Genomic DNA, 25,693 nt, shown 5'->3' on the forward strand with positions numbered 1-25,693 from the left:
GTTCCTCAACCGGAATCGCAAAACTTTTGAGCTGGCCATGGATATCAGTAAACCAGAGCCTGACAAACTTCACATCATTTTTCTTTATCAGCTCCATCACATCCTTTTTGTCTCTTGGTTTTTCCATTTTAAACCCTCCCTTTTTATCTAAATCTGTTTAGGACTATTATATTCTTAATAATTAAGACTGACAATCTTTTTGTCTCACAGGTATCTGAACTTGCTTCGCTCAGCCCTAATTTTGTTGACATATTTCAAAAAGTTATTTATTATAACGCCTACTGTTTACCAATAAAAAGAGGTGTAATATATGGCAGTAGGAGATACGAGAAGTAGTAACTTTTTTGATTTTATAGTTGATAGAGACACAGAGCGCTGTATTGAATGCCTTGTATGCATCCAGCAGTGTCCTTATGATGCAAATATCCATAGGACAGTAGAGCCTAAGGGTGTTGTGAGCGACTTCGCAAAATGCACAGGATGTCATCGCTGTGAGGCGATATGTCCTACAGGATGCATAACAATAAGGAGGAATCCAAGCCAGTTCAGAGAACATGACATCTGGACAGACTGGCACATAAAGAACCTCTACAAACAGACAGCCACAGGAGGTGTTCTACTAACAGGCTCTGGAAATGACTACGAGTATCCTATTTACTGGGACCATATCCTACTTGATGCCTGTCAGGTTACAAATCCCTCTATAGACCCCCTTAGAGAGCCGATGGAACTCCGCACATATCTCGGAAGTAAACCAGATAAACTTGAATTTGAAGAGAAAGAAGGAAAGATAGAATTAAAGACAGAACTCGCACCACAACTTGTCCTTGAGGTCCCTGTGCTGTTTTCAGCCATGTCCTATGGCGCTATTAACCTGAATCTATGCGAGGCACTGGCAAGGACAGCAGAGGCGATGGGAACACTCTACAATACTGGAGAGGGTGGGCTCCATAAAAGGCTCTATAGATACGGGAAAAACACAATAGTTCAGGTGGCGTCAGGTAGATTTGGTGTTGATATAGATTATTTGAGTGTGGCTGCTGCCGCTGAGATAAAGATAGGACAGGGTGCAAAGCCTGGTATAGGAGGACATCTTCCAGGAGAAAAGGTAGGTGAAGATGTATCAAAGACGAGGATGATACCTATCGGGACAGATGCACTCTCCCCTGCCCCTCAGCACGATATCTATTCTATCGAAGATCTAAAACAACTGATTTTTGCAATAAAAGAGGCGACAAATTATGAAAAACCTGTGTCTGTAAAGATAGCTGCAGTTCATAATTCAGCAGCCATTGCAAGTGGTATAGTAAGGGCAGGAGCTGATATTGTAGCGATAGACGGATTCAGAGGAGGAACAGGTGCAGCTCCTACAATGATCCGAAACAATGTAGGCATACCTATTGAGTTAGCGCTTGCATCTGTTGACCAGAGATTGAGGGATGAAGGAATCAGAAGTCATGCATCTATCATTGCTGCTGGTGGTTTCAGAAACAGCGCAGATGTCGTAAAGGCTATCGCACTCGGTGCAGATGCAGTGTATATAGCAACCCCTGCCTTGATAGCAGTTGGATGCACAATGTGTCAGAAATGCTATACAGGTAAATGCCCGTGGGGTATTACAACAAATGACCCTTATCTCGCAAAGAGGCTCAACCCTGATATTGCTACAGAACAACTCATTAACCTTCTCAGGGCATGGTCAAGAGAGATAAAGGAATTCATGGGTGCTATGGGTATCAATGCAATAGAGAGCCTCAGGGGCAATAGAGAAAGATTAAGGGGTGTTAATCTCACTGAGAGGGAATTGGGTATCCTCGGAATAAAGCATGCAGGGGAGAGCTGGTAAATGAAGAGGGTCTATCCTAAAGAAGAGGTATGCATGGCTTGCAGGCTCTGCGAGATAGCCTGTATAGTAGAGCACTCTGAATATAAAGATATATTCTGGGCATTCAGGTCAGAAAAGCCAAGACAACTTCCAAAGACTAAGGTAGAGGAGCTCGGCCCATTATCATTTTCTGCTAATTGCCGACATTGTAAAGAGCCGGCGTGTATTGAGGCATGTATAACAGGTGCCTTATACAGGACAGATGAAGAGCATCCTGTTCTTATTGATAAAGATCGCTGTGTCGCATGCTGGATGTGTATTATGGCATGCCCCTATGGCTCAATAAACAGAGATGAACGAAATGGGACGAGGCATTCAACAAAATGTGATTTATGCCCTGATAAGGAAATCCCCGCCTGCGTTAAGGCATGTCCTAATAGGGCACTGATATACGAAGAAAGGTAAAATGAAAATGCAAAGCGAGCGGTTAGCAAGCGAATATAAGACAAAGAGAATTCCTTACATTTCGAAGCAAAGCTTCAAATACATTATAATCGGGAATTCTGCCGCTGGAATAGCGGCTGTTGAGTCTATAAGGGATATAGACCAATCAGGAGAGATCACCGTTTTCTCCAAAGAAAACTATCTTGCCTATTCCCGCCCCCTTATTGCAGAGTTCATATCTGACAGGGTAACAGAAAAAAGGATGGCTTATAGATATGAGGATTTTTATAAACTCCATAGAGTTAATCTGCATCTTGGCATAAAGGTAACAAAGATTGCTCCTGAGAATAAGACTATTATTACTGATAAGAAAAGAAGCTTTTCTTACGATAAACTTTTAATCGCAACTGGTGGAACACCGATAATCCCTCAGGTGGTAGGATTAGATAAAAAGGGTGTCCATACACTCATTACATGGGACGATGCAAAAGGGATAAAGAAGGATATTAAAGGTAAAAAGGAGGCAGTAATAATTGGTGGTGGACTCATAGGTATGAAGGCAGCAGAATGCGTGCATGATGCAGGGATTAAGGTCACTATTGTCGAACTTGCCGACCATATACTCTGCACTATACTTGATGATTATGGCTCAACGATATTCGAGCATCATCTCGAAAGTAAAGGTATCAACCTCATAATGGGAAACACAGTGGCAGAGGTCTCAGGGAAAGATAGAGTGAGATCTGTTGTGCTTAAAGATGGCACAAGGCTCAAATGTGACCTCTTGATTGTCGCTATAGGAGTAAAACCAAATACAGAGATTATAAAGGGAAGCGGTATTAACACAAATAAAGGCATACTGATAGACAGAAGGATGCAGACCAGTGTTGAAGATATCTACGCTTCAGGAGATGTCGCTGAAGGTTATGATATGCTTATCAATGATAGAAGGGTGCTTGCACTCTGGCCTGTAGCATACAGACATGGTATGATTGCAGGAATGAATATGGCAGGGAGCAAAAGGGAATACGAGGGTGGCTTTCCGATGAGTTCCCTTACCGTTTTTGATCTGAGCACTATAAGCGTTGGTCTATTTAATCCTGCAGACAAAGAGAATTACCAGACATTTACCAATACCGATGGTAAGGTCTACAAAAAGATGGTCTTTAAAGGTGATGTCCTTGTTGGGGCTATTCTGGTAAATGCGATAGACAGGGCTGGTATCTATACAGGACTTATAAGGGAACAGATGCCTGTAGATGATAAAGAGATGTTAATCGAAGATAGTTTTAGTCTCGCTTCACTCAGTGAGGAGTGGAGAAAGGCGAAGTTTACGCTTCCTGTCTAATACGCATACAGCCTTCCATAGGGCCTCGAAGATTTTGGATAAATCTTCACAAAATCGCCTGAGATAACCTTATCATAATCAAAATTCAAATCATCACAATATTCCCTCAGAATCCTGCTGAGGAATCCTTTATCTTCTTTATCGAGGCCGGTTATCCCTACCTCTGCGCCACACTGGTATTGATTAATCTCTCCACGGATGTACATAATACCACCGTGCATTCCAGTTCCAAGATAATCTCCTGCTATGGGAATATTCTTATTTCCCTCAATACCAAGCAGTATTAAATATCCTCCAGCCATATATTCTCCAAGAAAATTCCCTGCAGCCCCTCCAATAACGATGACAGGTTTTTTATCCATGTATCCCTTCATATGAATCCCAACACGGTAACCAACATCACCTTTTATGAATAATTTACCACCCCTCATGCCGTATCCAAGCACATCTCCGGCGTGTCCATACACAACGACCTTCCCTTCATTCATGGTATTCCCTATTCCATCCTGTGCATTGTTTTTAACTATTATAGTCGGCCCATTCATAAAGGTTGCGAGGTCGTTGCCTGGCACTCCGTTTATAGTTATTGTAGCTTTTCCTGTTATACCATCTCCAATGTATCTCTGTCCGTTAACGTTCAGCACCTCTATTTCGGTCTCACCATTTCTTATAATTTCTTTCATAAGTTCATTTAACTGTCTGTAGTATATTCCTCTGGCGTCTATCGTTGTCATGGATTTACTCCGTTATTGAGATTTACTATCACAGGGTCTCCTGCCCTTGGCGCCCATATCCTTTCAGGCTCAGGACATATTTCCATGATTGCAGATTCCTCGGATGCCATATAAGCCATCTCTCCTTTTACAGCCGCAACAAGTGGTCTGAGTTTTATTCTATCGTTCATTCCTATAAGCCCTCTGCTGTAGGCGAATATAAATGCAAATGGTCCATTGAGAAGTCCACTTCCATATACCATCCTCAGTGCTGTGATAAGCCTCTTTTCTCTCTCAGAAAGAATATCTATCCTTTTCCAGAATGGAGCAGCTAATATCATGCAGGCAATCTCTGGTCTTAATCCCTGTTTCCTTATAAACAGGTCAAGGAGATAGGCTACAACCTCTGTGTCTGTAAGGAGCGTAAGTTTGTAGCCATACATTTCAAGATACCTCTTGTTTATTCCATAAGACGATATCTCTCCATTATGGACAATGGACCAGTCAAGTAGAGTAAACGGGTGTGCCCCACCCCACCAGCCAGGCGTGTTCGTTGGGAATCTGTTATGAGCAGTCCATATATATCCTTCATAACTCTCTACCATAAAGAAATCAGCAATCTCTTCAGGATAGCCCACCCCCTTAAAGACCCCCATGTTTTTGCCGCTTGAGAAGACATAAGCCCCTGGAATATCTCCATTTACATGCATCACTGTATTTACTATCACATCATCTTCTGCGATGTCTGTATTTCCTCTATCAGTTCTCATCTTGACAAAGTATCGCCAGAGGATGGGTGGATCTGCTATGTTTTGGTTCTTCCTATGCGGTATTTCCTCTCCATTTTCTACATTGAGATGATAATCGAGATAGTCTTCGGTAGATTTTTTTGCCCCCTCGTTATCATACATGATATGCAGGGCGTAGTAATCTTTATACTTGGGGTAGATGCCGTAAGCGGCAAATCCACCACCAAGCCCATTTCCCCTCTCATGCTGACAGGCAATAGAGCATCTTACTATTTCCCCGCTTAGGGGTTTTCCATTTATATTGATGATACCCGTAAGCCCGCAACCAGAGATTTCCTTCCTGCCATAAGGGCTACCTATCTTCTCTGGTACTCGTGTATATAGTTTTCGGGTTGTCTCCATCTGTCCCCACTTGTCATTTTCATTGCCGTTTATGTCTTTTAAAGACATAAGTTGTCTCTCTAAGGAATTGTAGAATAAAAGAAAAGGCTTATCTTTGTCAAGATTTTTAAGGCAGAGAACTACTCAGATTTTAAGTCCTTTTTGATAAAAGCCGCTTCTATAAAGCATAGCAATCCACTTATGGCAAGAAAGGATGGCATTATAAGGAGTGATTGTTGTAGTCCATTATAGTCAGATAGGTATCCTATGATTGTCGGAGAAATCGCATCACCGAATGCATGTATAAAAAATATATTCATAGCGAATGCGGTTGTTCTTATCTCCTTAGGGGTAACATTTGCGATTACTACATTAAGCGGGCCTGTGCTCTGGAATATCAATATTTCTGCAATTAATATCAAGATAATGCAGGTATTTAGATCTTCAGTAATTAAACCAAACATCGCAAAGGGAATACTCAGAATAAACCCACTTCCTGCAAGTAGGGGGTATGCACTCTTTGTAAATTTCTGTGCCCAGTCCCCAACCCAACCTCCAAGTGCAGTACCGAAAACACCAGCAATTACCGTCATAACCCCGACTATGACATTTGCTTCTGTGATACTCATCTCTCTTATCCTGACAAAATATGTTGGCATCCATGCAGCAAAACCACCAACTACAAATGTCATAACGGTAAGTGCAAGCATATTGAGTAGATATGTCGGGATTTTAAAAAGTTGTGCATAATGGCGAGGTTTATCTCTCTCTACACGGAGATGTATATGATTAGATTTTAAAAACCACCAGAGGACATAGGCGAGTATAATTCCAGGAACTCCGACCATCATGAATGAGATACGCCATCCGAATGTTTCACCGAGCATCCCGCCGAGGATAAAACCAAGAGCACTCCCTATTGGAATAGCCATATAAAATACTGAAAGCACCCTTCCTCTCATCTCCCTTGGAAAACACTCGGAAAGTATTGCAGGTGAAACTGCACCATAACCTGCCTCTCCAATACCAACAGCCGATCTTGCAATCAACAGTTCTTTGTAAGTCCTCGCTATTCCACTCGCTGCTGTGGCAAAACTCCACATTGCCACGCTGAAGGTAGCTACAGCGGTCTTTGACCATTTATCACCTACTGGACCACTAAAGGGGGCAGCAATCGTGTAGACAATCATAAATGCAGAGGCTAAAACACCGAGAGCGGTATCAGAAAGCAGAAGGTCATCCTGAATGAGAGGGAATACTGCGTATATTACTTGGCGGTCAATATAGTTTAACAGGTTAAGGAATGTTAGAAGGGCAAGTGTATAGTAGGGATATCTAAGATTCAATATATCTCCTCACTCTATCGATATTAAGACTACTGATTGATATATCTTCAAGATCAGATTCCCTCCCTTTCTTCACATCTATTCCATTAATGTAAGGTAAAATGCCGAGCAGTGGTACTTTCGAAAGTGTCTGTATAACTGATGGATTGGTTTTTTCTGCCATACCTGATTTTATTTTTTCAGTATAGTTAAGTACGAAGCCAAGAACCTTAATACCTTCATTTTTGGCATATTTAATCGTCAGAAGACTGTGATTTATTGTACCGAGGATCGGTCTTGCAACAACAATAACAGGTATATTCATCTTTTTTATAAGATCTGTAAAAAAAAGTCCTTTACATACAGGAACAAGGATTCCCCCTGCACCTTCGACGAGAACTATATCATATCTCTGTGATAATTTTCTATAACAATCAAGAATATGGCTAAAAGATACCTTCACTCCCTCTATATCGGCTGCTATAGCAGGTGCAAGAGGGTGTTTGAAGACATAAGGCACTATTATATTGATGTCTTCTTTTATGCCGGCTGCTTTAAGCAAAAATAGTGCATCATAAGGCACAAGTTTGCTATTTTTAGCCAAAGATCCAGTTTCAACGGGTTTCATAACACCGACTGAGTAACCACTCTTTTTCAGAGCAAAAACAAGCGCCGCAGTCACAACTGTCTTTCCAACACCTGTGTCTGTCGCAGTGATAAAGATACCCTTGTTTCTCATATATATCATTTGGTGCCCAAGGCCGGAGTCGAACCGGCACGGAAGTCACCCTCCGAGGGATTTTAAGTCCCTTGCGTCTACCAGTTCCGCCACTTGGGCATATAAAGTTTTATTTTACATAAGGTTTTATCTTAAAATCAATACATTACAAGTGTCATAGTGTGTCACATAATGTTCATCCATCATTTTATCTGAGATTTAATCTTACGCCTTCAAAGGTAGTAGGTAAAGACAGTCCATCCTTATTTTAAATTTAAGATTATTATTCCATTTTTAAATAACGATTTCATGGCTTCCTCATAGGTATTTTATTGAGGTTTTATTATCCCATATCTTAACACATCTTAATACAATTTATAATCAAATTTTACATCTTGGAAGTAGTAAATCTTTAGGAGCGAAGCGAAGAATCTCGTTATCCTGAAAATCTTCTTTGCATTTTGGTAAGCTATTTTCTGAGCATCATCAGGATTTAGTTGAGATAGGATATTCTTGAGTTCATCCATTGAGACAATAGAGTCTGGATAGCAGAACCTCCATAAAAGGGAACTACCCTATCTGGATATTTTTCATAAAACTCTAAAACCTGGGATTCACTGGCTCCTCCACGGGGCATAATCCCGATATGGGAGACATCATTTGCGTTTATATCCTCGATTACTTTCTCAAATTCTACACCTGGGGCAACATGAGAATGACTACTACACTAAATTCTCTTTGACATGCCTTTCAGCGATCTCCCAATTCACGCCTCCCTGTTCAATGATCGTTCCTCCAGAACCGTTGGTTTTTCTCCTTACGAACCTGTTACTGCTTTCCCTTCATAAACATCTCAATCTGTTCCATTGGGGCTTCTTTCTGAGGCAATTTTCCTTCTGCTCTCAGTATACCTATTACCTCATGGGTAAGCGATTCAAAATTAACAATCCTTGCCCCTGGTTTAGTATGTTTTTCCCAGAATTTATTTGCCCTCTCAAGGGTGGAGAACCCGAGAGCATAGGGTTCCATGCTTCCCTTAGGGATGACATCACTGCCTACCAAGAAAAAACCCGTCATGGCATTAAACATTTTCTTACTTTGAAAGTCCATTACCTCTATCGACTGGAGTATTGGATTTTCACGATCCTGAAAAGTCACTTTGTGTTTAATAAAAACTAACTCGTACATGCAGCGAGCAGAACAGGTTGGAATCTTTTTCCCCTCTATTGTCACATAAAACTTCGTTTGACTTTTCGCCGTGTCCATATTGCATATGGGACAAATCTCTTCCGAGATGGCCTGGGATGGCGCTGCCATTATAAAAACTAACCCTATGATTATTAGCCACTTTTTCATCTTCTTTCCCTTCTTTCTTTTCATATCGTTCATAACTTAGGCTGTTGCCGAACTATCCTTTTCACTTTCTGAGGAGCCTTGAACTTGCTTTAGGGTTCGACAACAGCCTCAAATTTTACATACCTAATCTATCTACCATTTGACCTTGGTAGGTTTCCACTTTTTTGGTTTAAGCGTTACTTTAGCGTAATCCTCAAGTCTGTGCTTACTTTTATGGTCTTTGCGCGGCATTATCGGGAAACCAGGGAGTTTGTCACTTGTCCATCTTCCCATAGCCTTAAGTTCTTTAATTGCCAACTTTGCAAACCTGTCGTCTACCCATTCATCTACGAACTTTGATGGATCTTTGCTCTTTTCAGTTGTCAGTATTTTGACAGATCTCCAGCAATATGCAAGCCCTTTGATATGCTCACGGGCATTTTCCGTCAATCTTCCGTCCGGGACCTGCATATCCATGCTCATTCTGACCACTGACTGAGGGAATTCAGGAATGTCGCTCCAGCAATAATATGCTGCAAGATCGACATCGTTATTCCACATATCCCGTGCTTCCTCCTCGGCTTTAAGATATCCGACCATAATATCTGGACGATCGCGTAGCCATGGGACAATCATCAGTGTTGCACTCGTTGTGGTCCAATTATGAGGAACCTTGACAGGGTAAAATTTCCCACAGGTACACTTCATCTCAAGTCCCGTTATAAACCTGTTCGCTAACTTCAGGTGTTCAAGATAGACACAATAGGGATCCCAGGTGACACAGGCATCAATATTTTTTGCTCTCATGTGGGTTACCTGTAATTCCGTACTTTGATCAATTAGAGTTATCTTTATATTAAATTCATCAGCTATATCCAAAGAGTGTCTATGTTGACCCGAACCTAATGGAGTCGCTACCTTCCACCCGTCCACATCCTTTGGAGATTTAACTTTACCATTATCCCAGATATCCTTACGAATCATCAAGGCGCTCATTTCCCCCGTACCGTATCCACCGACATTCACATTTACACATGGTACGGTGTCCATGGTTCGTAGGCCTGGGGTATCACCCATATAGCCAACCATGTTTTTCCCTGCCAACATGTTGTTATTGATAAGTGGTCCTGAAAGGGATCTGAACCACTCTACTTTACTTCCTTTAGGTAGATATTTCTCCCACAACTTAGCCTGTTTGTTAATGTCTGCACACCAATGGTGGACACAATATGGCTGGAAACCAACGGTTATCTTAACAGGGTCGCCAACTCTACCGAATTCTCCCCTGGGCTCGCCATATTTGGAAGCTATCTCCCAGTATTCTGCCGGAATCTTCTTTTCAGCAGCATATGCCCCTCTCTTGTAAGGCACGGGTTCCATGAGTATGGGTGTTACGGTAGCGAGTCCAGTTACCACGGCTGTCCTTATAAAATCGCGCCGAGTCATTCCAAACTTCTCTTTTTCTTCATGCTCAGACTCAAGAAAACGATCATAATTTTTATTCATAAATTTCACCTCCTTTCTTTTTAGGATTTAAGGAACTCCCGATAATTTATTACAAAACTGATAATTATAATTTATACTTTCCCTGCCTTACATAAAATACCCCTCATCTGCGCATGCCCATCAAACTCTTCAAATGGAGGACCGTCAGAAGTAATTGTGTTGATATTAGATTGGGAATAGCCATGTTCAGGCTCTTGGTACTCGGGGAACCACCAACCCATAAGCATTGAGACAACGTTAGGATGTATCTCTTTCACAAACTTAGCCTTGCCTTTAACTCGCTCCCCTTTTAGTTGGAAGGATTCCAGCCACATCCAATCCCCTTCATTAATGCCTAAATTCCTGGCAGTCTGTGGATGGATCTCTATTTCTGGTTCAGAAGCTTTCTTGCGTATAGAAGGACAATTACGCTGCTCAGTATGCATGTAATACCTGATACGGTGGTTGATCATGATTAGCGGATATTCTTTCCATAAGTCTGGCGTACTAAGCGGACTAACCGGCTCTTCCTTATAATTTGGTAAGGGGTCATAGCGAAGTTTCATGAAGCGGGTTGAATAAAGTTCAATCTTTCCCGTAGGGGTATTCCATAACCATCCAGGTCTTTCATACTTCTTAAACTCCACCGGGAATTCAATTCGTTGCCCGGGGTGACCCAGAAGATCATCGAAAGTTATCCCCAAGCTTTCAAGACAATAATTGTTGAATTCATCTACATTATCCCAGGGCACATCTGCCCCCATCCTTTTGCCCAGCTCAAGGACTATCAGGCGGTCATCCCAACATTCTCCAGGAGGCTCTACGACCTTGGGACAGGCGACGATTGTATTTCCATAACCCTCCCAGCTATTTGTAACAACATTTGTCTCAGCCCAATGGGCGGCCGGGAGCACTAAATCTGCCAATTCAGCGGTCGGTGTCATAAAGATGTCCGCCACAACCATAAAGTCAAGTTGTTTAAGAATATTCCAGACTTTTTTTGCATTTTCTGCATGAACTACTGGATTTGCTCCAGGAAGGTACAAACCCCTTACCTTTCCCTTTTTAATCGCCTCTAATAATAAGTAATTATGACTCACATAATCGTTAAAAAAGTCCGTCTCTCGGGGACCAGACCAGATTGGATACTCGTTGTATCCAATCCTTTTTGCCTCCAACTCAGGTGCCCGACCCCAATTACGCGCTAACCACCATATATCTTTAAATCCTTTAAGATAAGTGTTCTTTGTGCCAGGTTTAGTAGAGTAGGTAGTTGGCGTTGGTAGAAGGTTCCCACCAGGAACATCTATATCGCCTTTAATAGCTATGAGGCAACTAATTGCTCGGGAGGCTTGGGTGGAATTGAGAGACTGCCCATCTACTCCCACTCGGGTACGGATACACGAGGGGCGAGTTTTACCATATAACCTCGCTGCCTCGATAATCTGTTCTTTAGGAAGCCAAGTGATTTGTGAAACCCGCTCGGGAGTCCAAGGCTGAACCCTTTCTCGAAGTTCATCAAAACCATAACAGTGCTTTTTTACAAAATCTTTATCGTACATTTCCTCCTCAATGAGTATATGAAGCCATCCTAAGGCTAAGGCGCCATCTGACCCAGGACGAATTCTAAGCCATATATCTGATTTTTTGGCTGCTGGGATAGGCCGGGGGTCGATAACGATAACCTTGGCTCCTTTCTTTTGAGCATTGAATATCTTTATTGACTTAGCAGGCCCAGTCTCAGTTATATTCGCACCCCACAGTACAATACACTTACTATGTTCAAAATCTATTCGGGTCTCCCATGTAACCCTCGCTCCAATAGTGTAATGGTCGGCCAAAGCTCCTCCTTTTGAGCACTGGTAATTAGAATCGTAAACATTTGGTGTGTTGAGAATCTTAGAAGATAGATGGGATGCCATTACTGTCGTGAATTTATGGTGGGAACTGATTCCTACGCAATTAGCTTCAGGTCCGTATCGTTTCCTGATTTCTTTGAATTTGCCAGCCATCAGATCGAGGGCTTCATCCCAACTAATCCGGCTCCATTGTCCCCCACCTCTTTCTCCGATCCTTTTAAGTGGGTAGAGAACTCTATCAGAGTTATACAATATTTCGTGTAAATAAGCTCCTTTTTCACAGCGAGAAGTTTTAATTTTAACTAGCCGCCCATCTTCTACTTGACACTGTATTTTGCAATTCTCGTGACAGTTTTGGCATACTGTGTCTACGGTTCTTATAGAGTGATCCAATGTGTCTACGATTCTTATAGCGTGTTCCTTGGATAAATGCTTGTTCTTCTTCATGTCGGCCTCATTTGGGCTCTACTCTACCACCCCTACACAAGATGCCTCTCATTTGGGCATGACCGTTGAATTCTTCAAATGGGGGGCCATCTGAAATAATTGTGTTCACATTATATTCAAAAACGCCATGTTCTGGTTCTTCTATTTCTGGATACCACCAGCCCTGAGAGATGGAGACGACATTGGGATGCATTTTTTCAACAAATTTAGCCCTACCTTTTACCCGCTCTCCTTTGAGTTGGTAGGATTCCAACCACATCCAGTCTCCATCCTCGACGCCTAACTCTTTTGCCGTTTGGGGATGGATCTCAATCTCAGGTTCAGACGCCAGTCTGCGCAGAGAGGGACAATCAAACCGTTCTGAATTCTGATAGAACCTTAGCCGGTGATGGACCATTATAAGAGGATATTCTTTCCATACATCAGGTGTACTGATAGGGCTAACGGGATCTTCTTTATAGTTTGGCAATGGATCGTAGCCAATCTTCTTAAACCAGTACGAATAGAGTTCAATCTTTCCCGTAGGCGTGTTCCATTTCCAGCTAGGCAGTTTATACTTTTTAAACTCCATAGGAAATATCATCTGATGTTTGGGCTGAGCCATAAGCTCTTCATAAGTCGTTCCAACAGGCTCCAGCATCCAGTTGTGAAGTTCATCAATATTATTATAGGGCATATCCGCACCCATCCTTTTGCCCAGCTCAATTACTATCTTCATGTCGTCCCAAGCTTCTCCAGGTGGGTCTACTACTTTAGGACAGGCGACGATGCTGTTGCCATAAGGCGCTCCTGGAGCCCCACTGAGTGTATGATTTAAACTGTCAATTTCGGCTGAATGAGCCGCAGGGAGAACCAAGTCTGCAATTTCAGCCGTAGGAGTCATAAAAATATCGCTTACCACCATAAAATCAAGTCCTTTAAGAATATTCCAGAGCCTTTTGGGGTTGGCGTAATGGGCTATCGCATTATTGCCTGGGATATAAAGACCTCTGATTTTGCCCTGCTCCATAAAATCCAATAACCCAGGGTAATGACTGTTATAATCGAACCAGCTTATTTCCTGAGGGCCATTGTAAATTGGATACTCGCGGTATCCTGGTCTTTTAGCCTCGAGATCCGGGGAACGGCGCCAGTTTCGCATCATCCAGTAGATATTTCTAAACCCGTTAAGGGTTGTGTTCAGGTATTCCCTTGGTCCAAGGGCAGTAGCGGTAGGGATATCAGTAGGTGTATGAATAATATTACCTCCGATAGAATCCAGATCGCCCTTGATACTGAAAATGCAAGTGATTGCCCGGCAGGTTTGGGTGGAATTAAGAGACTGCCCATCTACACCCAGTCGCGTGTGGATACAAGAGGGGCGAGTTCGACCATATAACCTCGCCGCTTCAATAATCTGTTCTTTGGGGACCCAGGTGATTTTTTCAGCCCGCTCAGGAGTCCAAGGCTCAACTCGTTCTTTAAGTTCGTCAAAACCAATGCACTGTTCTGTCACGAATTCTTTATCGTACAGTTCCTCATTAATCATGACATGGAGCCACGCCAAAGCCAATGCACCATCTGATTGCGGTCGAACCCTGAGCCAAATATCCGCCCTCTTAGCCGTCTCTGAAAAACGTGGATCAATAACAATAATCTTTGCACCTTTCTTCTGGACATTGAACATATTTCTGGCTTTAACTGGCCTGGTATCTATTACATTCGCCCCCCAGAGGACAATGCACTTGCTGTTCTCATAATCAATACGGGTTTCCCATGTAACCCATTCCCCGAAGGTATAGAAATCGGAGATGCAGCTGCATTGTGAACATTGGTAATTGGCGTCTAATATGTTTGGGGTGTTGAGGAATTTTGCTAAACTATGACATGCATCGCATGTTCTTTCTTTGTGGTGGGAGGTAATGCCAACACAATTAGCCTCTGGTCCATAACGATCTTTAATTTCAGTGAACTTCTTTGCCATTAAATCGAGGGCTTCGTCCCAACTGATCTGAATCCAATTCCCGGTACCCTTTTCTCCAGCCGCCTTCAATGGATACTTTAATCGCCTTGGATGATGCAAAGTTTCTGCCATGTATAATCCCTTTTCACAGCCTGTATGTAATACCTTGGTCAGTTGGCCATTCTCGACTTTACATTCTATGAAACACCTCTCGTGACAAATCTGACAAATTGTTTCGACTGTTCCTGTAAATTGACTTCTCTCTCTCATAACGAACCTCCTCTAAAAGCACCCGAGTTCACATTCAACAATCTTAATCTTGAGTTCATTTGCTGTTTTCCCGGAATCACTGTAAGATACATTCATCTCTTTCGCTAACTCTCTTAGTTGATGGCATGTTACCCTATTATCATTCGCTAACCCTTTCAGTGCTTTTTTAAACTCTTCATTCATGTGACCTCCTTTCTTTATTTATTGTAGATAAGCAAAATCTATGCCATTACCTAAGATGTTGCTAACTATTTGATATAATTGAATTATTATTAAAAACATGAAGTCACACAACGCTACGCTATCTCATTTATGATATTAACATTCGATTTTTGAGAAGTTAGATTTGTGATTAAAATAATTTTGTTGTCTTGGAGTTTGATTTGCAGGGATATAATTCTAAGAAACTAATGTGACCTGTTGGATGAATGCAGTTTTCTCCACAAGGTATTAAGACTGATGCCCAATCTCTTTGCTGTCTCCTTTTTGTTGGACCGAAATTTTCTTAAGGTATCTTTTATAATCGCCTTTTCGTATTCCTCTACTTGTTCTTTCAGTGTTTGCTGTGAAATATCAGATGACAGTTTCCCAGATATGTTACTCGCCTCTCTTGTTATAATTATATGATTATCTAATCCTTCAAAAAGTTTAAGGAGTAAACTATCGTCGGATACTGATTCACCAAGCAGGATTACATATCTTTTTATCAGGGAGTCAAGTTCACGAATGTTTCCAGGCCAGTTATATTCCTTCATATTTTCAATCATAGTCTCAGATATTCTTTTCCTGCCCCTCGTATATTTGTAAAGGATTTCTTTAATAATGACAGGAATATCTTCCGGTCTTTCCCGCAAAGGTGGGATATCTAACTTGAGGATTGCCAGACGGAAATAAAGATCCATCCTGAATCTTCCTAATTTTACATCTCTCCATAAGTCTTTATAAGTAGAGCTAATAATTCGCACATCTATAGGCACAATCCTGTCACCACCAACGCGCATCACCTCTTTTTCCTCAAGAACCCTTAATAATCTTACCTGTAGATTCTGAGAAATGTCAGCTATCTCATCAAGAAAGATTGTTCCTTCGTTTGCCAGTTCAAACAAGCTGACCTTGCCACCTCTTTTTGCTCCTGTAAATGCACCTTCTTCGTATCCAAAAAGTTCACTCTCTAACAACGATTCAGACAGGGCTGAACAATTTATTGCCACGAAAGGTTTGTTTTTCCTGCTGCTTAAATTATGTATGCTCTGGGCAAAAATCTCCTTTCCTGTCCCTGTCTCTCCTTGAATTAATATTGTTGCATCGGTTTCAGCATATTTTTTTGCGTTATATACAACCTCTTTCATTGTTGTGCTTTCGCCTTTAATCTGGTCTATTGTATATTTAGCTACAAATCCTTTTTTATAGAGTTCTTCTCTCAACTTCCTATCAATTTTTTGAATGCTTGAAGCCTCTTTAAATGTTAATACAACACCTTGAGTCATATCGCCAACTTTAAAAGGAAGTGAGTTTATTACAACATGTAGGTCCCCTATATGACAGATCTGATCCATTTCTGGTTTTCCTGTCCTTAAAACATTGAACAAGCCTGTAAATCTTAAAGCACAGTGGGATGACAATGGCTCGGAACAAAGTTCCGGTAGAGATTTTCCAACCTCTTTTTTCAATTCAATGCCTAAAATCTCCTCAGCTGTCTGATTGAATGTTTTAATCCTACCATTATTATCAACCACTATAACTCCTTCTTTAATTGTTTCGAGAATTGCCCGGAGTTGCGCTGTATCCCTTTGTTCCTTCCTTCGTGTAGAAGCAATAGCTCTGGCCTCTCGAAGAGCCTGTAGAATTGCTCCCTTTGTGGCAAAGATAATAATTCCTACCCCTCCTAATGAAGTGATTATCTGATTGGCAATTCCTCCACCAACAACACAGCTTATTCCTTCTTCTACTGCTTTTGAGATACCATTCATTAACTCTTCCGTTGTAGAATAAATTATCTGGCGTATTTTTATAGAAAGCAAATTCTCGAAAACCTCAATACCATCAGTTGGTATGGAAAAACTTACAAGTCCAATATTAGAACTGTAATTCTTTGCCTCAATAAGAGCATTGAGTATATCCTGATGTGTTATTGCTATCTTAACAACAGGCTGACCAATGGTCTGAGCCAAAATATCACCAAATCCTCTGAGTGCAAGTATTACTTCAACTCCCTCATCAAGAAGTTTTTGGGCAACAGGGACTGCTTCTTCCATTCTTGCTAATTTTACTAATTTCACTATTAACTCTTCAGTCTCTGGGTCAGAATAATGTTTGACCATCTCGCAGACTTTGGCTGAATTAGAGAGGAGGGCAAATTTATATTTTTTATTCTTCATAACTTCAATACCTCTACTCCTAAGTTAAATAATACTATAACAAAAATAGTTATAATAAAAAATGATATTTTTCATTTACCTTATTCGGAACTTTAGGGAAAGAAATCTGCTGGATTAGACTAACAGCATTTTTTGGTACTAAAAAGCGGAGAGAAGTTACTTTTCATCTCCACTTCTAAAATCTCTTTATAACATTTCTTTTTTGTTAGTGTTATTTCTTGGTGGCAACAACATCTACCATCTTATCTTCCTGTTCTACCAAGGCAGATATCTTTCGTATCGCATCAGGACCATTATCAGCATATCCATCAGCACCTATCTTATCAGCATATTTCTGGGTAACCGGGGCTCCACCGATGATAACTTTTATTTCATTTCGGATTCCATTTTCAGATAGTAACGAGATTACCTCCTGCATCCGTGGCATGGTTGTAGTCATCACAGCCGACATTCCCAGCACCTGGGGACGTGTTTCTTTTGCCTTTGAAAGGAAGACTTCGTTGGATACATCAACACCGAGGTCAACAACTTCATACCCAGCAGTTTCAAGAAGCATGATCACGATATTCTTCCCGATGTCGTGTATGTCGTCTGCGACAGTTCCGATCATTACCTTAGCCGGAGTATGTGTCTTTTTCACTTTAACATGTGGTCTCAGAACCTCAACAGCGGACTTCATAGCCCGCGCAGCCCTGAGAAGTTCAGGAACAAAGTATTCATGTCTGTCAAACTTTTCGCTGACTAACGCCATGCCTTTGGTAAGCCCGTTGACTATAGCATTACCTGGATCTACACCTTCCTCAAGCGACTGTTTGGCAAGCTGGGCTGCTTCGTTATGTTCTCCTCTGTCAACAACATCTGCCAGTTTTGCAAGGATATCATCCGTCATAACTTTTTTCATTTTACCTTTACCTCCCAATGTTTTTTATAATGAAAAACTCTGTTCTAAAACTGGAACTACAGCTTTGGAAACGCACCACTACGGAAAAACTTAAGGAAAGCCTCACAGTCTTGGTCGTTTCCACGCAATGTTTCAGCAGATCTAATCAAGGACATCAGTATTTGATCAGTCGGATCGCAGACAACCGCATCCAACCCTCGAGCCATGAGCATTACTATATAAGCTCTGTTCAGCCATTTTCTTTCAGGCAGACCAAAGGAAATATTACTAACTCCACATACAGTATGCGCATCTGGGAACTCGCTATGTAACGCAGCAACACAGTCTGTAACATCTGTCCCATTGCTCTGATCAATAGCTACAGGTAAAACGCATGGATCCAAGAAGATGTCCTCATCCGTCAGTCCTGTATCCCTGAGGTATTTAACCAGACTCTGGGCTATTTCAATCTTCGATCGCACTCCTCCTTTGACTATACCTTTTGCTGCACACAGTCCAATAGTCCGAGGTTTCCACTTTTCTATCACCTTAAGCCCAGGACCAAGTCTTGGTGGTGACAGGGAGATGGAATTCAGAATCGGCCTGCCTCTTTTCCAGTCGTAGACTTCCATTCCACGGAATTGAGCCTGCATCGAATCGCTGTCAAGGCACAGTGGCAAATTGACAGAGCGCTGGACTACCTCAACCAGCCAAGCCATAGTCTCAGGCTCACGCTCTGGTATGCCTGCATTAACTCCGATGTAGTCCGCTCCTGCCTCAGCCTGTGCGACTGCCAAATCAGTCACAAATGACGCATTCCGATCCTCTACTGCATTTAGCACAGACTTACGGCTACAGTTAATTAGTTCTCCAATAATTACCATTAGAGACTTCCTAATTGAGAGACTTAGCTTCCATGTCTACTTGCGTTAAAATCTTTCCATGTATCAATGAAAGCCCTGAAGTTTTCCTTTGGAGTATCCTTGGGTACAACACATGCCCCCGAGAGCATAAAGCCTTTGGCTTTGGTCCCAATATCAAGCGCCTCTCTGGTCTCCTTTTTCACCTGCTCCACGCTACCTTCAAGCATAGTCTGGACTACATCAACCTGACCCAACAGAGATACCTTGTTTCCCATCTCTCTGACTGCTTTTTTGAAATCTACATTAACATATCCTGAGTCCAGACTGATAATATCTGCACCTGTCTTCACGATCAGGTCCCAGCGGTCATCCCACCACCCACATATGTGATACATCACCTTGGCTCCAGCCTCGTGATAGGCGTCGAATTGCTTCTTGTCAAATGGTAGCGAGAACTTTTCGTAGTAGTCTCTTTTTACGAAGCTCCCTGATGCAAGTGGATTGGCAATCAGAATAATGTCGGCTCCTGCCTCAATAAGTGCCTTGCCATATATGATACAACCCTCGGTTGCAAGTTCAATCAGTTCCATAAGCCATTTCGGTCTGTCCTCGAGATCCAGCATAAAATTATTAATCCCCCTAAGAAAAACGGCATTTCTATAACCAGCCTGGCAGAAAGCGACGATCGGCAACTCATTCCCCACGCGCTCTTTAAGACCACGGACAATGTTTATAAGCAGAGGAATCTTGGCATCACATGACGGATCAAGCATCTTGATCTGCGATAAATCTGTGCTGTTTTCCAGCGGACTTTGTACCGGGTTGGGAGCCTGGTCCTCATAGTATGTCTGTTTGAGTCCCATCGCCTCAGCCTCGGGACTGGTCATCATGATATCCCATACGCAATCAAGGTCGAACTTCTTTGAGAAGTTGACCTGTACATCCACGAAACGGCGGTAGTCTTCGTACATCTGACTGAATGTATAACCGTAGTAAGTAATACCATACTCCCGTATGAAAGGAAGGCAGGGCACACGGTCTACTTCCCTCAGTTCAGTAGCAGCCATTACTCGTTCTTTAGGTGTCATGTCTCTTTTCTTGCCCATATATTGAATCTCCCTTTATGTATCTCCAACCTTTAAACTATTCAATTAATCCTGAATATTCTCTTTGCATTCTGGTAAGCGATTTTCTGAGCAACATCAGGATTTAGTTGAGAAAGGATATTCTTGAGTTCATCCATCAAAGCAGAATACATCTTACCATAACATTTTGGGCTCATTGCATCACAACTGATCATTATCCTGTCAGGATAACTTATAAATAACTTCCTCCAGTCCTCCCCTAAATGTCCATTCTCATCAATAACTGAGTTTTTCAAGGTGTATTCCTTAAATATTGCTAATGATTCTGGTGAGACTCCTTTTGCGTTATTGGCCCTCGGTTGGACATCACTGATATCTGTATAGAGATTAGGATGTTTATCAAGCATGGCTTTAACTACCTCTGGATTTGCCCTTCCTAAGTGACACCAGATAATCAATGCATCCTTATTGTGCTCAAGGAGTCTTTCAAGACGGGGGACTGTATCTTCATCAGCAGATTTACTCACAAACTCTATATACTCTCCTTTGGACTCTGCCTCCATGTGGATAAATACTGGAAGGTTCAATCTGGCAGCAAGATCAATCAGTCTGAACATAAATGGTGAATCTGCTGGGAAATTATAGTCATGCGCCTTCTCAGGGACTGCTTGGCCATTGCCGTAATGTCTGAGTCGTATCTCCCCGATCCCCTTGAATGGTCCTCCTTTTAAATCTTTCTCTATCTTTTCTATTGATCTTTCAAAATTTTCCTCCCACCAACCCTGGCGATAACCCTGGAAAAATATTATCTCTTCCCTGTTAATAGATATATTAGACCCCTGGCATAATAGAGTCTGAATAGCAGAGCCTCCATAGAATGGGATCACTCTGTCTGGATATCTCTCATAGAATTTTATAACCTGGGCTTCCTTAGCTCCTCCACGGGGCATAATCCCGATATGAGAGACATCATTTGCGTTTATATCCTCGATTACTTCCTCAAAGTCTACACCTGGTGCAGCATGAGAATGGATGTCTATATACTGCATCGTTTTTCCTCCCTTGTCTAATAGATTACATTTATTTATCCGTTACTTCGATCATCTTAATCCGATCTTCCCGAAGGCTCAAGAATATCCTGTCCTTCTTACGCTCTACCTCAAAATAAGGATTAGCCTGCACTCTGAGGGTCAGATCGCCCACTTTCACCCAGTAGTTAATGACGTTTCCCAAGAATGCCGATCTCTGAATTTTGCCTTCCAAGATATTGACCACTTTTCCCGGACGCTCGGTGTAAAGTTCAAAATCTTCCGGGCGAATACATAGAAGCACCCGGCTGCCCAGACCTACCAGATGTGAGTTGAGCCCGCTACAGACCACCTCTTCTCCTTCTTCAGTCTCAACTATACGACAGCCTTCGTCTATCCGGGAGATTACCCCAGGAATGAAATTAGACACACCGATGAAGTCAGCTACAAATTTTGACTGGGGCTTGTGATAGATTTCAAATGGAGTCCCTTCCTGAACAACCGCCCCACTTTCCATGACTATCACCTTATCCGACAAAACCATTGCCTCACTCTGGTCGTGGGTAACATAAATCGTCGTCACACCAGTCCGCCTCTGTATCTCTTTGAGCTCGAAGCGGACTATCTCTCTCACCTTTGCATCAAGGTTAGCCAGTGGCTCATCCAGGAGAAGCAGACGAGGCGAATAGACTAATGCCCTCGCCAGAGCCACCCGCTGCTGCTGACCACCTGAGAGTTCTCCAGGGTAGCGATCGGCAAGACCCTCCATATGAACCAAAGACAAGATTTCATCTACCTTCTCTGTGATCTTGGATTTGGAGAACTTACGAATCCTTAAGGGATAGGCAATATTGTTATACACGGTGAGGTGAGGCCAGATAGCATAAGATTGGAACACCATGCCAATATCCCGCTTTTCTGCAGGTTCATTTATCCCCTGAGAGCGGGAAAAGACAGTCTTCTCGTTAATGATGACCTCTCCTTGGTCAGGTTCAAGAAGGCCGGCAATCATCCGCATCGTGGTCGTTTTGCCACTGCCACTGGGTCCTAAAAAGGTAACCAACTTGCCGTCCTCCACATCTATACTTATATGGTTAACCGCAGTAAAGTCACCAAAGGACTTCACCAGATCAACCGCACTCACCATTATCTTCATAGCCATTCCTCCCGCTCAATCACAGTATAAAGCTAAAACACCTTTTCAGAGCCTTCGATCTTAATGATTGGCGGTAACTCAGCTCCTTTATATGGGGTCTTGATTTTGCCCTTGACTGTTTCTTGAGGTGATAGTTTCCCCTCCTTAGGCAGGATGACCCTACCGCTAGCCCACCCACCTTCTTCCTTAGCTGAGGCGAAAATGATGAACTGAGCGGGCGTACTTCCCATATTCTGGATAGTGAACTCTACCACCAGTCTGCCCTTCTTCTCTCCCTCTTTTTCCATCTCCAATGTAGGCATGATAGCAGTAATCTTTAAATTCTCTGATACCTCTACCTGTATCTCTGGCTCTACAGCAAAAGCATAGTTAGCCGATAAAAGCCAGATTGCCACCAACACTATAACAATCATTTTCTTCATGTTACCCTCCTGATAAACTACGCTTTGATAGTTCACTACGCTTAGTTAATTCTGCAAACTTGACTCGGGTTAGTTTCATGATAATTCCCACAAAAATCAGGGTAAGCAAAGAACTAATGATGATGAACGAACACATTTGCTGCCAGCGGCCATCTTCCCATGTGTTAAAGATGATATAGGCAAAGACCTCGTTTCCTAAACTGAAGAGAATGATGGATGCCCCTACTTCTCTTACCATAGAGGCAAATATCACGATGAGTCCCACGAACATGCCTGGTTTAACCAAAGGCAGTGTCACCGTCCGAAACTGGTGCAGCCACGAAGCACCGCATACCCTTGCAGAATCCTCCAGTTCCTTATCAATCTGAAGAAATGAACTCTGTGCCGACTGAAGCCCCAATGGCAGGTCTTTCACTATATAAGCCAGCAAAAGAATCCAGATGGTGCCATAAAGCATAAAGGGATAAACGGTGTAACCAAAAATCATGGCTACACCTAAAACCACTCCTGGTATGGTCAGTGGAATCATGCAGGTAAAACCCAATGCTTTTCGACCGAGGAATTTGGTCTTGGTGATTATGTAAGCAGCTACGCCTGTAAGAGTCATCGTAAACAACGCTGCCGTTATTGATAGCCAGAAACTGTTGATAAGAGCCCTTTGCGAAGGGGCTTCAAGAATTATTGTCTTCTTATACTCGGAAAAATCCCAGTGCCGAAACAGATCCAAAAAGTCCATGCCAGGCTGAAAGGCGAATGCTTTAGTCGATCGCAGGAATATGACCAGATAAGGAAGAATAGCTACCAGGAAGATATACAAACTGCATATGCCGAAGGTAAGCCAACGCCACTTACCCAGTTTTACCTCCTTTGACCGGAACCCTTTACCGCTGATAGTCACATAACTCTTCCTGCCAAGAACCATACCCTGTCCCCACATAGCCAGGGAAGCCAAGAATAGGAGGATTAATCCCTGGATGGCAGACTGGTGGAAATTCACAGGCACAATGCTAAGAGATGTGTAAATGGCTGTAGTTAAAAGCCAGATGTTGGCGGGCAGGCCGATAACCACATGAATACCAAAGAGGTTGTTAGAATACATGAATGCCAGTAACGCCCCCGCAGTGATGCCCGGCAAGAGTAGAGGCAGGGTCACACGCATGAATGTCCTGTATCTTGAAGCACCGCTGATGGTAGAAGCCTCCTCCAGTTCTGGATTTATCTGTCTCATGACTCCCACTGTGAGAAAGAAGACAAAGGGGATCATGTACAAGACTGAGGAAAAGATGAGCCCTGGCATGCTTAATACGTTTAGAGTTAAATCTATGCCGAGTTTATCAAAAACAATATTGATAAGCCCACCTTCCTTATCTGCAAGTATTATCCATGCGAGACCAGAGACAATAGGCGGTGTGATGAAGGGCAATATGCTAATGAACTCAAAAAACTCCTTGCCTGGAGTATCAGTACGGGCTACGATCAAAGCCAGGGCTATGCCTACCACTACTGCTATAACACTACCCACTACCGAGACATAGATCGTGTTCCATGTAGCTTCCCACAGGAAAGGTGCCTTAAATGCTTCCTTCCAGTTATTAAGGGTTAACCCTCCCTCGTCGGCAGTAAAGGATGTCCCAAATAGCCAGAAAAGGGGCCACAATACAAGAAACGCAATGGCTAAACCCATAAGCAAAAAAATCATTGTCTCTACACGGGGTAGCCGTAAACCCAAAAGTCTCTCTTTTAATGCGAATGTCTCCTGCGTAGCCATAGATTTAGAACGTCTTTTTCCTACCCCTCAAAGCATTGTTAGCATTGTTGATAAACTCACGCGTCTCCTCGGATGTAATCTTCTCAATATCCAGTATCCAGCATTTTTCTATAGGCCAACGTCCTTTGATGAAATCGGAGGTCTTCAGATCTTTACGTATGCTGTTATAACCCAGTTCCTTGACATTTACGATCTGCCCTTCCCTGGATAAGAGCCAGTTGACCCACAATCTGGCTGTATATGGATGGGGTGCCTTGCTGTTGATCATAATCACAGCATGCTGGGCTATGCTTCCTTGTTTAGGGTATCTCCAGCCCAAGTCTGCCCCTTGTTTGATGGCATACCAGATTTCCTGATCCCAATGCTGAACAGCGATTGGTCGTCTTCCACTAACGAGTGTGTCTGTCAGGTTGCCTATCTGACCTGACAACAAGTGACCGTTCTCATACATTGCCTCCATCCACTTGAAACCCAGTCCTGTGGGAGGGTGTGGGCTTCTCGGGTCTTTTGGTCTGACATCAGATGCAAAGGAAAACCAGTTGAGTGCAAAGCCCGCAGCCGCCGGATCTCCAGAAGTGGTCTTGTTTTTCCACTGAGGCTTTGTAAACTCCCATAAATCCGCTGGCACTTCCTCATCCTTATATACCTTTCGGTTCCATGCCATAACATGGGTTTGAAAGTCGTAAGAAACATATCGGCCACCCGCACCTTTGGCTACATCAATGATATTCTTCCATTCAGGCAAATTGTCTACTCGGGCAGCATAGCCACGCTTCTTAAAATCAGGATATAGTTCCGCTGCCCCGCTGTATATTGCATCACAATTCTCAACCCCCCGTGCCTTCTCAGCATAGAACCTCTGTCCGATGATGAGGCCACCTGCCCTGACGAAATCAGTCTTGACAAAAGGATAGGTCTCGCTGAATCTCTTTAAATAGTGTCTATTTGCAAATACGGGTTTAGCACTATAAAAAACAATCGCCCCCTCCTTTTTTGCCCCCTCAATGAGTTCCTCTAATGTAAGATGGTCTTTAGAGTCAAGATATTCATGTACATCCTTTGCCCATAAGGATTCAGGAGACAGGGCTGCGAGTGTCCCTAATGCAATACCACCCTTAATAAACTCTCTTCTGCTAATAGTTCCTCGCCTGTTAGACATAATTTTTCCTCCTTTCATTAAAATATTTTGTTAGACATAAAACTAACCCTCTTTTTGATAAAAGCAAAATATATGCCAACATCCAGGTATGTTGCTAACTACTTAATTTAATT

21 protein-coding genes and 1 tRNA gene are annotated in these 25,693 nt (G+C 42.5%); 3 read left to right on the top strand and 19 right to left on the bottom strand.

Features of this window, described 5'->3' with window-relative positions; all coding sequences use genetic code 11:
- Positions 1-310: 310 nt before the first annotated feature.
- The 3 genes from AB1488_06955 to AB1488_06965 are packed head-to-tail and all read left to right on the top strand — an operon-like array spanning position 311 to position 3,617.
- Positions 311-1,846: a glutamate synthase-related protein gene (locus AB1488_06955; GenBank protein ID MEW6409835.1), complete on the top strand. Its 1,536-nt coding sequence runs from the start codon at positions 311-313 to the stop codon at positions 1,844-1,846.
- On the top strand, positions 1,847-2,290 hold the full coding sequence (locus AB1488_06960; GenBank protein MEW6409836.1) for a 4Fe-4S dicluster domain-containing protein: 444 nt from the start codon (positions 1,847-1,849) through the stop codon (positions 2,288-2,290).
- Between the two features lies 1 nt (position 2,291).
- Positions 2,292-3,617: an FAD-dependent oxidoreductase gene (locus tag AB1488_06965; protein MEW6409837.1), complete on the top strand. Its 1,326-nt coding sequence runs from the start codon at positions 2,292-2,294 to the stop codon at positions 3,615-3,617.
- On the opposite strand, the gene AB1488_06970 is transcribed toward AB1488_06965, so the two are convergent.
- The 19 genes from AB1488_06970 to AB1488_07060 all read right to left on the bottom strand — a co-directional run bounded on the left by AB1488_06970 (position 3,614) and on the right by AB1488_07060 (position 25,580).
- Positions 3,614-4,351 (bottom strand): hypothetical protein, encoded by a 738-nt coding sequence (locus AB1488_06970; protein MEW6409838.1) that lies wholly within the window; start codon positions 4,349-4,351, stop codon positions 3,614-3,616. The genes AB1488_06965 and AB1488_06970 overlap by 4 nt on opposite strands.
- Positions 4,348-5,481, bottom strand: a complete 1,134-nt coding sequence (locus AB1488_06975; GenBank protein MEW6409839.1) for a glutamine amidotransferase family protein — start codon at positions 5,479-5,481, stop codon at positions 4,348-4,350. The genes AB1488_06970 and AB1488_06975 overlap by 4 nt, the downstream gene beginning before the upstream one ends.
- A 119-nt stretch (positions 5,482-5,600) precedes the next feature.
- Positions 5,601-6,806 carry an MFS transporter gene (locus AB1488_06980; GenBank protein MEW6409840.1) on the bottom strand — a complete coding sequence of 402 codons (1,206 nt, stop codon included), beginning with the start codon at positions 6,804-6,806 and terminating at the stop codon, positions 5,601-5,603.
- Positions 6,796-7,533: a dethiobiotin synthase gene (gene bioD, locus AB1488_06985; GenBank protein MEW6409841.1), complete on the bottom strand. Its 738-nt coding sequence runs from the start codon at positions 7,531-7,533 to the stop codon at positions 6,796-6,798. Before bioD ends, AB1488_06980 begins: the two co-directional genes overlap by 11 nt.
- 1 nt (position 7,534) lies before the next feature.
- Positions 7,535-7,623 (bottom strand) — tRNA-Leu (locus AB1488_06990).
- Positions 7,624-8,331: 708 nt separating this feature from the next.
- A complete protein-coding gene (locus AB1488_06995) occupies positions 8,332-8,883 on the bottom strand; it encodes a nitrous oxide reductase accessory protein NosL (protein ID MEW6409842.1) in 552 nt (183 codons plus the stop codon).
- Positions 8,884-8,991: 108 nt separating this feature from the next.
- A complete protein-coding gene (locus AB1488_07000; GenBank protein MEW6409843.1) occupies positions 8,992-10,344 on the bottom strand; it encodes a hypothetical protein in 1,353 nt (450 codons plus the stop codon).
- 71 nt (positions 10,345-10,415) lie between these two features.
- Positions 10,416-12,629, bottom strand: a complete 2,214-nt coding sequence (locus AB1488_07005) for a molybdopterin-dependent oxidoreductase (GenBank protein MEW6409844.1) — start codon at positions 12,627-12,629, stop codon at positions 10,416-10,418.
- Between the two features lie 7 nt (positions 12,630-12,636).
- The gene (locus tag AB1488_07010) at positions 12,637-14,841 is read right to left on the bottom strand and encodes a molybdopterin-dependent oxidoreductase (protein ID MEW6409845.1); all 2,205 of its coding nucleotides are present in this window, start codon (positions 14,839-14,841) and stop codon (positions 12,637-12,639) included.
- A 12-nt stretch (positions 14,842-14,853) separates the two neighbouring features.
- Positions 14,854-15,024 carry a hypothetical protein gene (locus AB1488_07015; protein MEW6409846.1) on the bottom strand — a complete coding sequence of 57 codons (171 nt, stop codon included), beginning with the start codon at positions 15,022-15,024 and terminating at the stop codon, positions 14,854-14,856.
- A gap of 224 nt (positions 15,025-15,248) precedes the next feature.
- A complete protein-coding gene (locus AB1488_07020; protein MEW6409847.1) occupies positions 15,249-17,219 on the bottom strand; it encodes a sigma 54-interacting transcriptional regulator in 1,971 nt (656 codons plus the stop codon).
- A 211-nt stretch (positions 17,220-17,430) separates the two neighbouring features.
- Positions 17,431-18,120, bottom strand: a complete 690-nt coding sequence (locus AB1488_07025; protein MEW6409848.1) for a corrinoid protein — start codon at positions 18,118-18,120, stop codon at positions 17,431-17,433.
- 56 nt (positions 18,121-18,176) lie between these two features.
- On the bottom strand, positions 18,177-18,983 hold the full coding sequence (locus AB1488_07030) for a dihydropteroate synthase (GenBank protein ID MEW6409849.1): 807 nt from the start codon (positions 18,981-18,983) through the stop codon (positions 18,177-18,179).
- A gap of 23 nt (positions 18,984-19,006) precedes the next feature.
- Positions 19,007-20,068 (bottom strand): uroporphyrinogen decarboxylase family protein, encoded by a 1,062-nt coding sequence (locus tag AB1488_07035; GenBank protein MEW6409850.1) that lies wholly within the window; start codon positions 20,066-20,068, stop codon positions 19,007-19,009.
- Positions 20,069-20,109: 41 nt separating this feature from the next.
- Entirely contained in the window at positions 20,110-21,096 is a 987-nt protein-coding gene (locus AB1488_07040) for a TatD family hydrolase (protein MEW6409851.1), read from the bottom strand.
- Positions 21,097-21,127: 31 nt separating this feature from the next.
- A complete protein-coding gene (locus AB1488_07045; protein ID MEW6409852.1) occupies positions 21,128-22,231 on the bottom strand; it encodes an ABC transporter ATP-binding protein in 1,104 nt (367 codons plus the stop codon).
- 32 nt (positions 22,232-22,263) lie between these two features.
- Positions 22,264-22,653 carry a hypothetical protein gene (locus AB1488_07050; protein MEW6409853.1) on the bottom strand — a complete coding sequence of 130 codons (390 nt, stop codon included), beginning with the start codon at positions 22,651-22,653 and terminating at the stop codon, positions 22,264-22,266.
- A gap of 1 nt (position 22,654) precedes the next feature.
- Positions 22,655-24,421 (bottom strand): iron ABC transporter permease, encoded by a 1,767-nt coding sequence (locus tag AB1488_07055; GenBank protein ID MEW6409854.1) that lies wholly within the window; start codon positions 24,419-24,421, stop codon positions 22,655-22,657.
- Positions 24,422-24,425: 4 nt separating this feature from the next.
- Positions 24,426-25,580, bottom strand: coding sequence for an extracellular solute-binding protein (locus AB1488_07060; protein ID MEW6409855.1), 1,155 nt, complete (start codon positions 25,578-25,580; stop codon positions 24,426-24,428).
- Positions 25,581-25,693 lie beyond the last annotated feature (113 nt).

The sequence above is a fragment of the Nitrospirota bacterium genome (assembly GCA_040756155.1).
In the GTDB taxonomy this organism is placed as follows: Bacteria; Nitrospirota; Thermodesulfovibrionia; order JACRGW01; family JBFLZU01; genus JBFLZU01.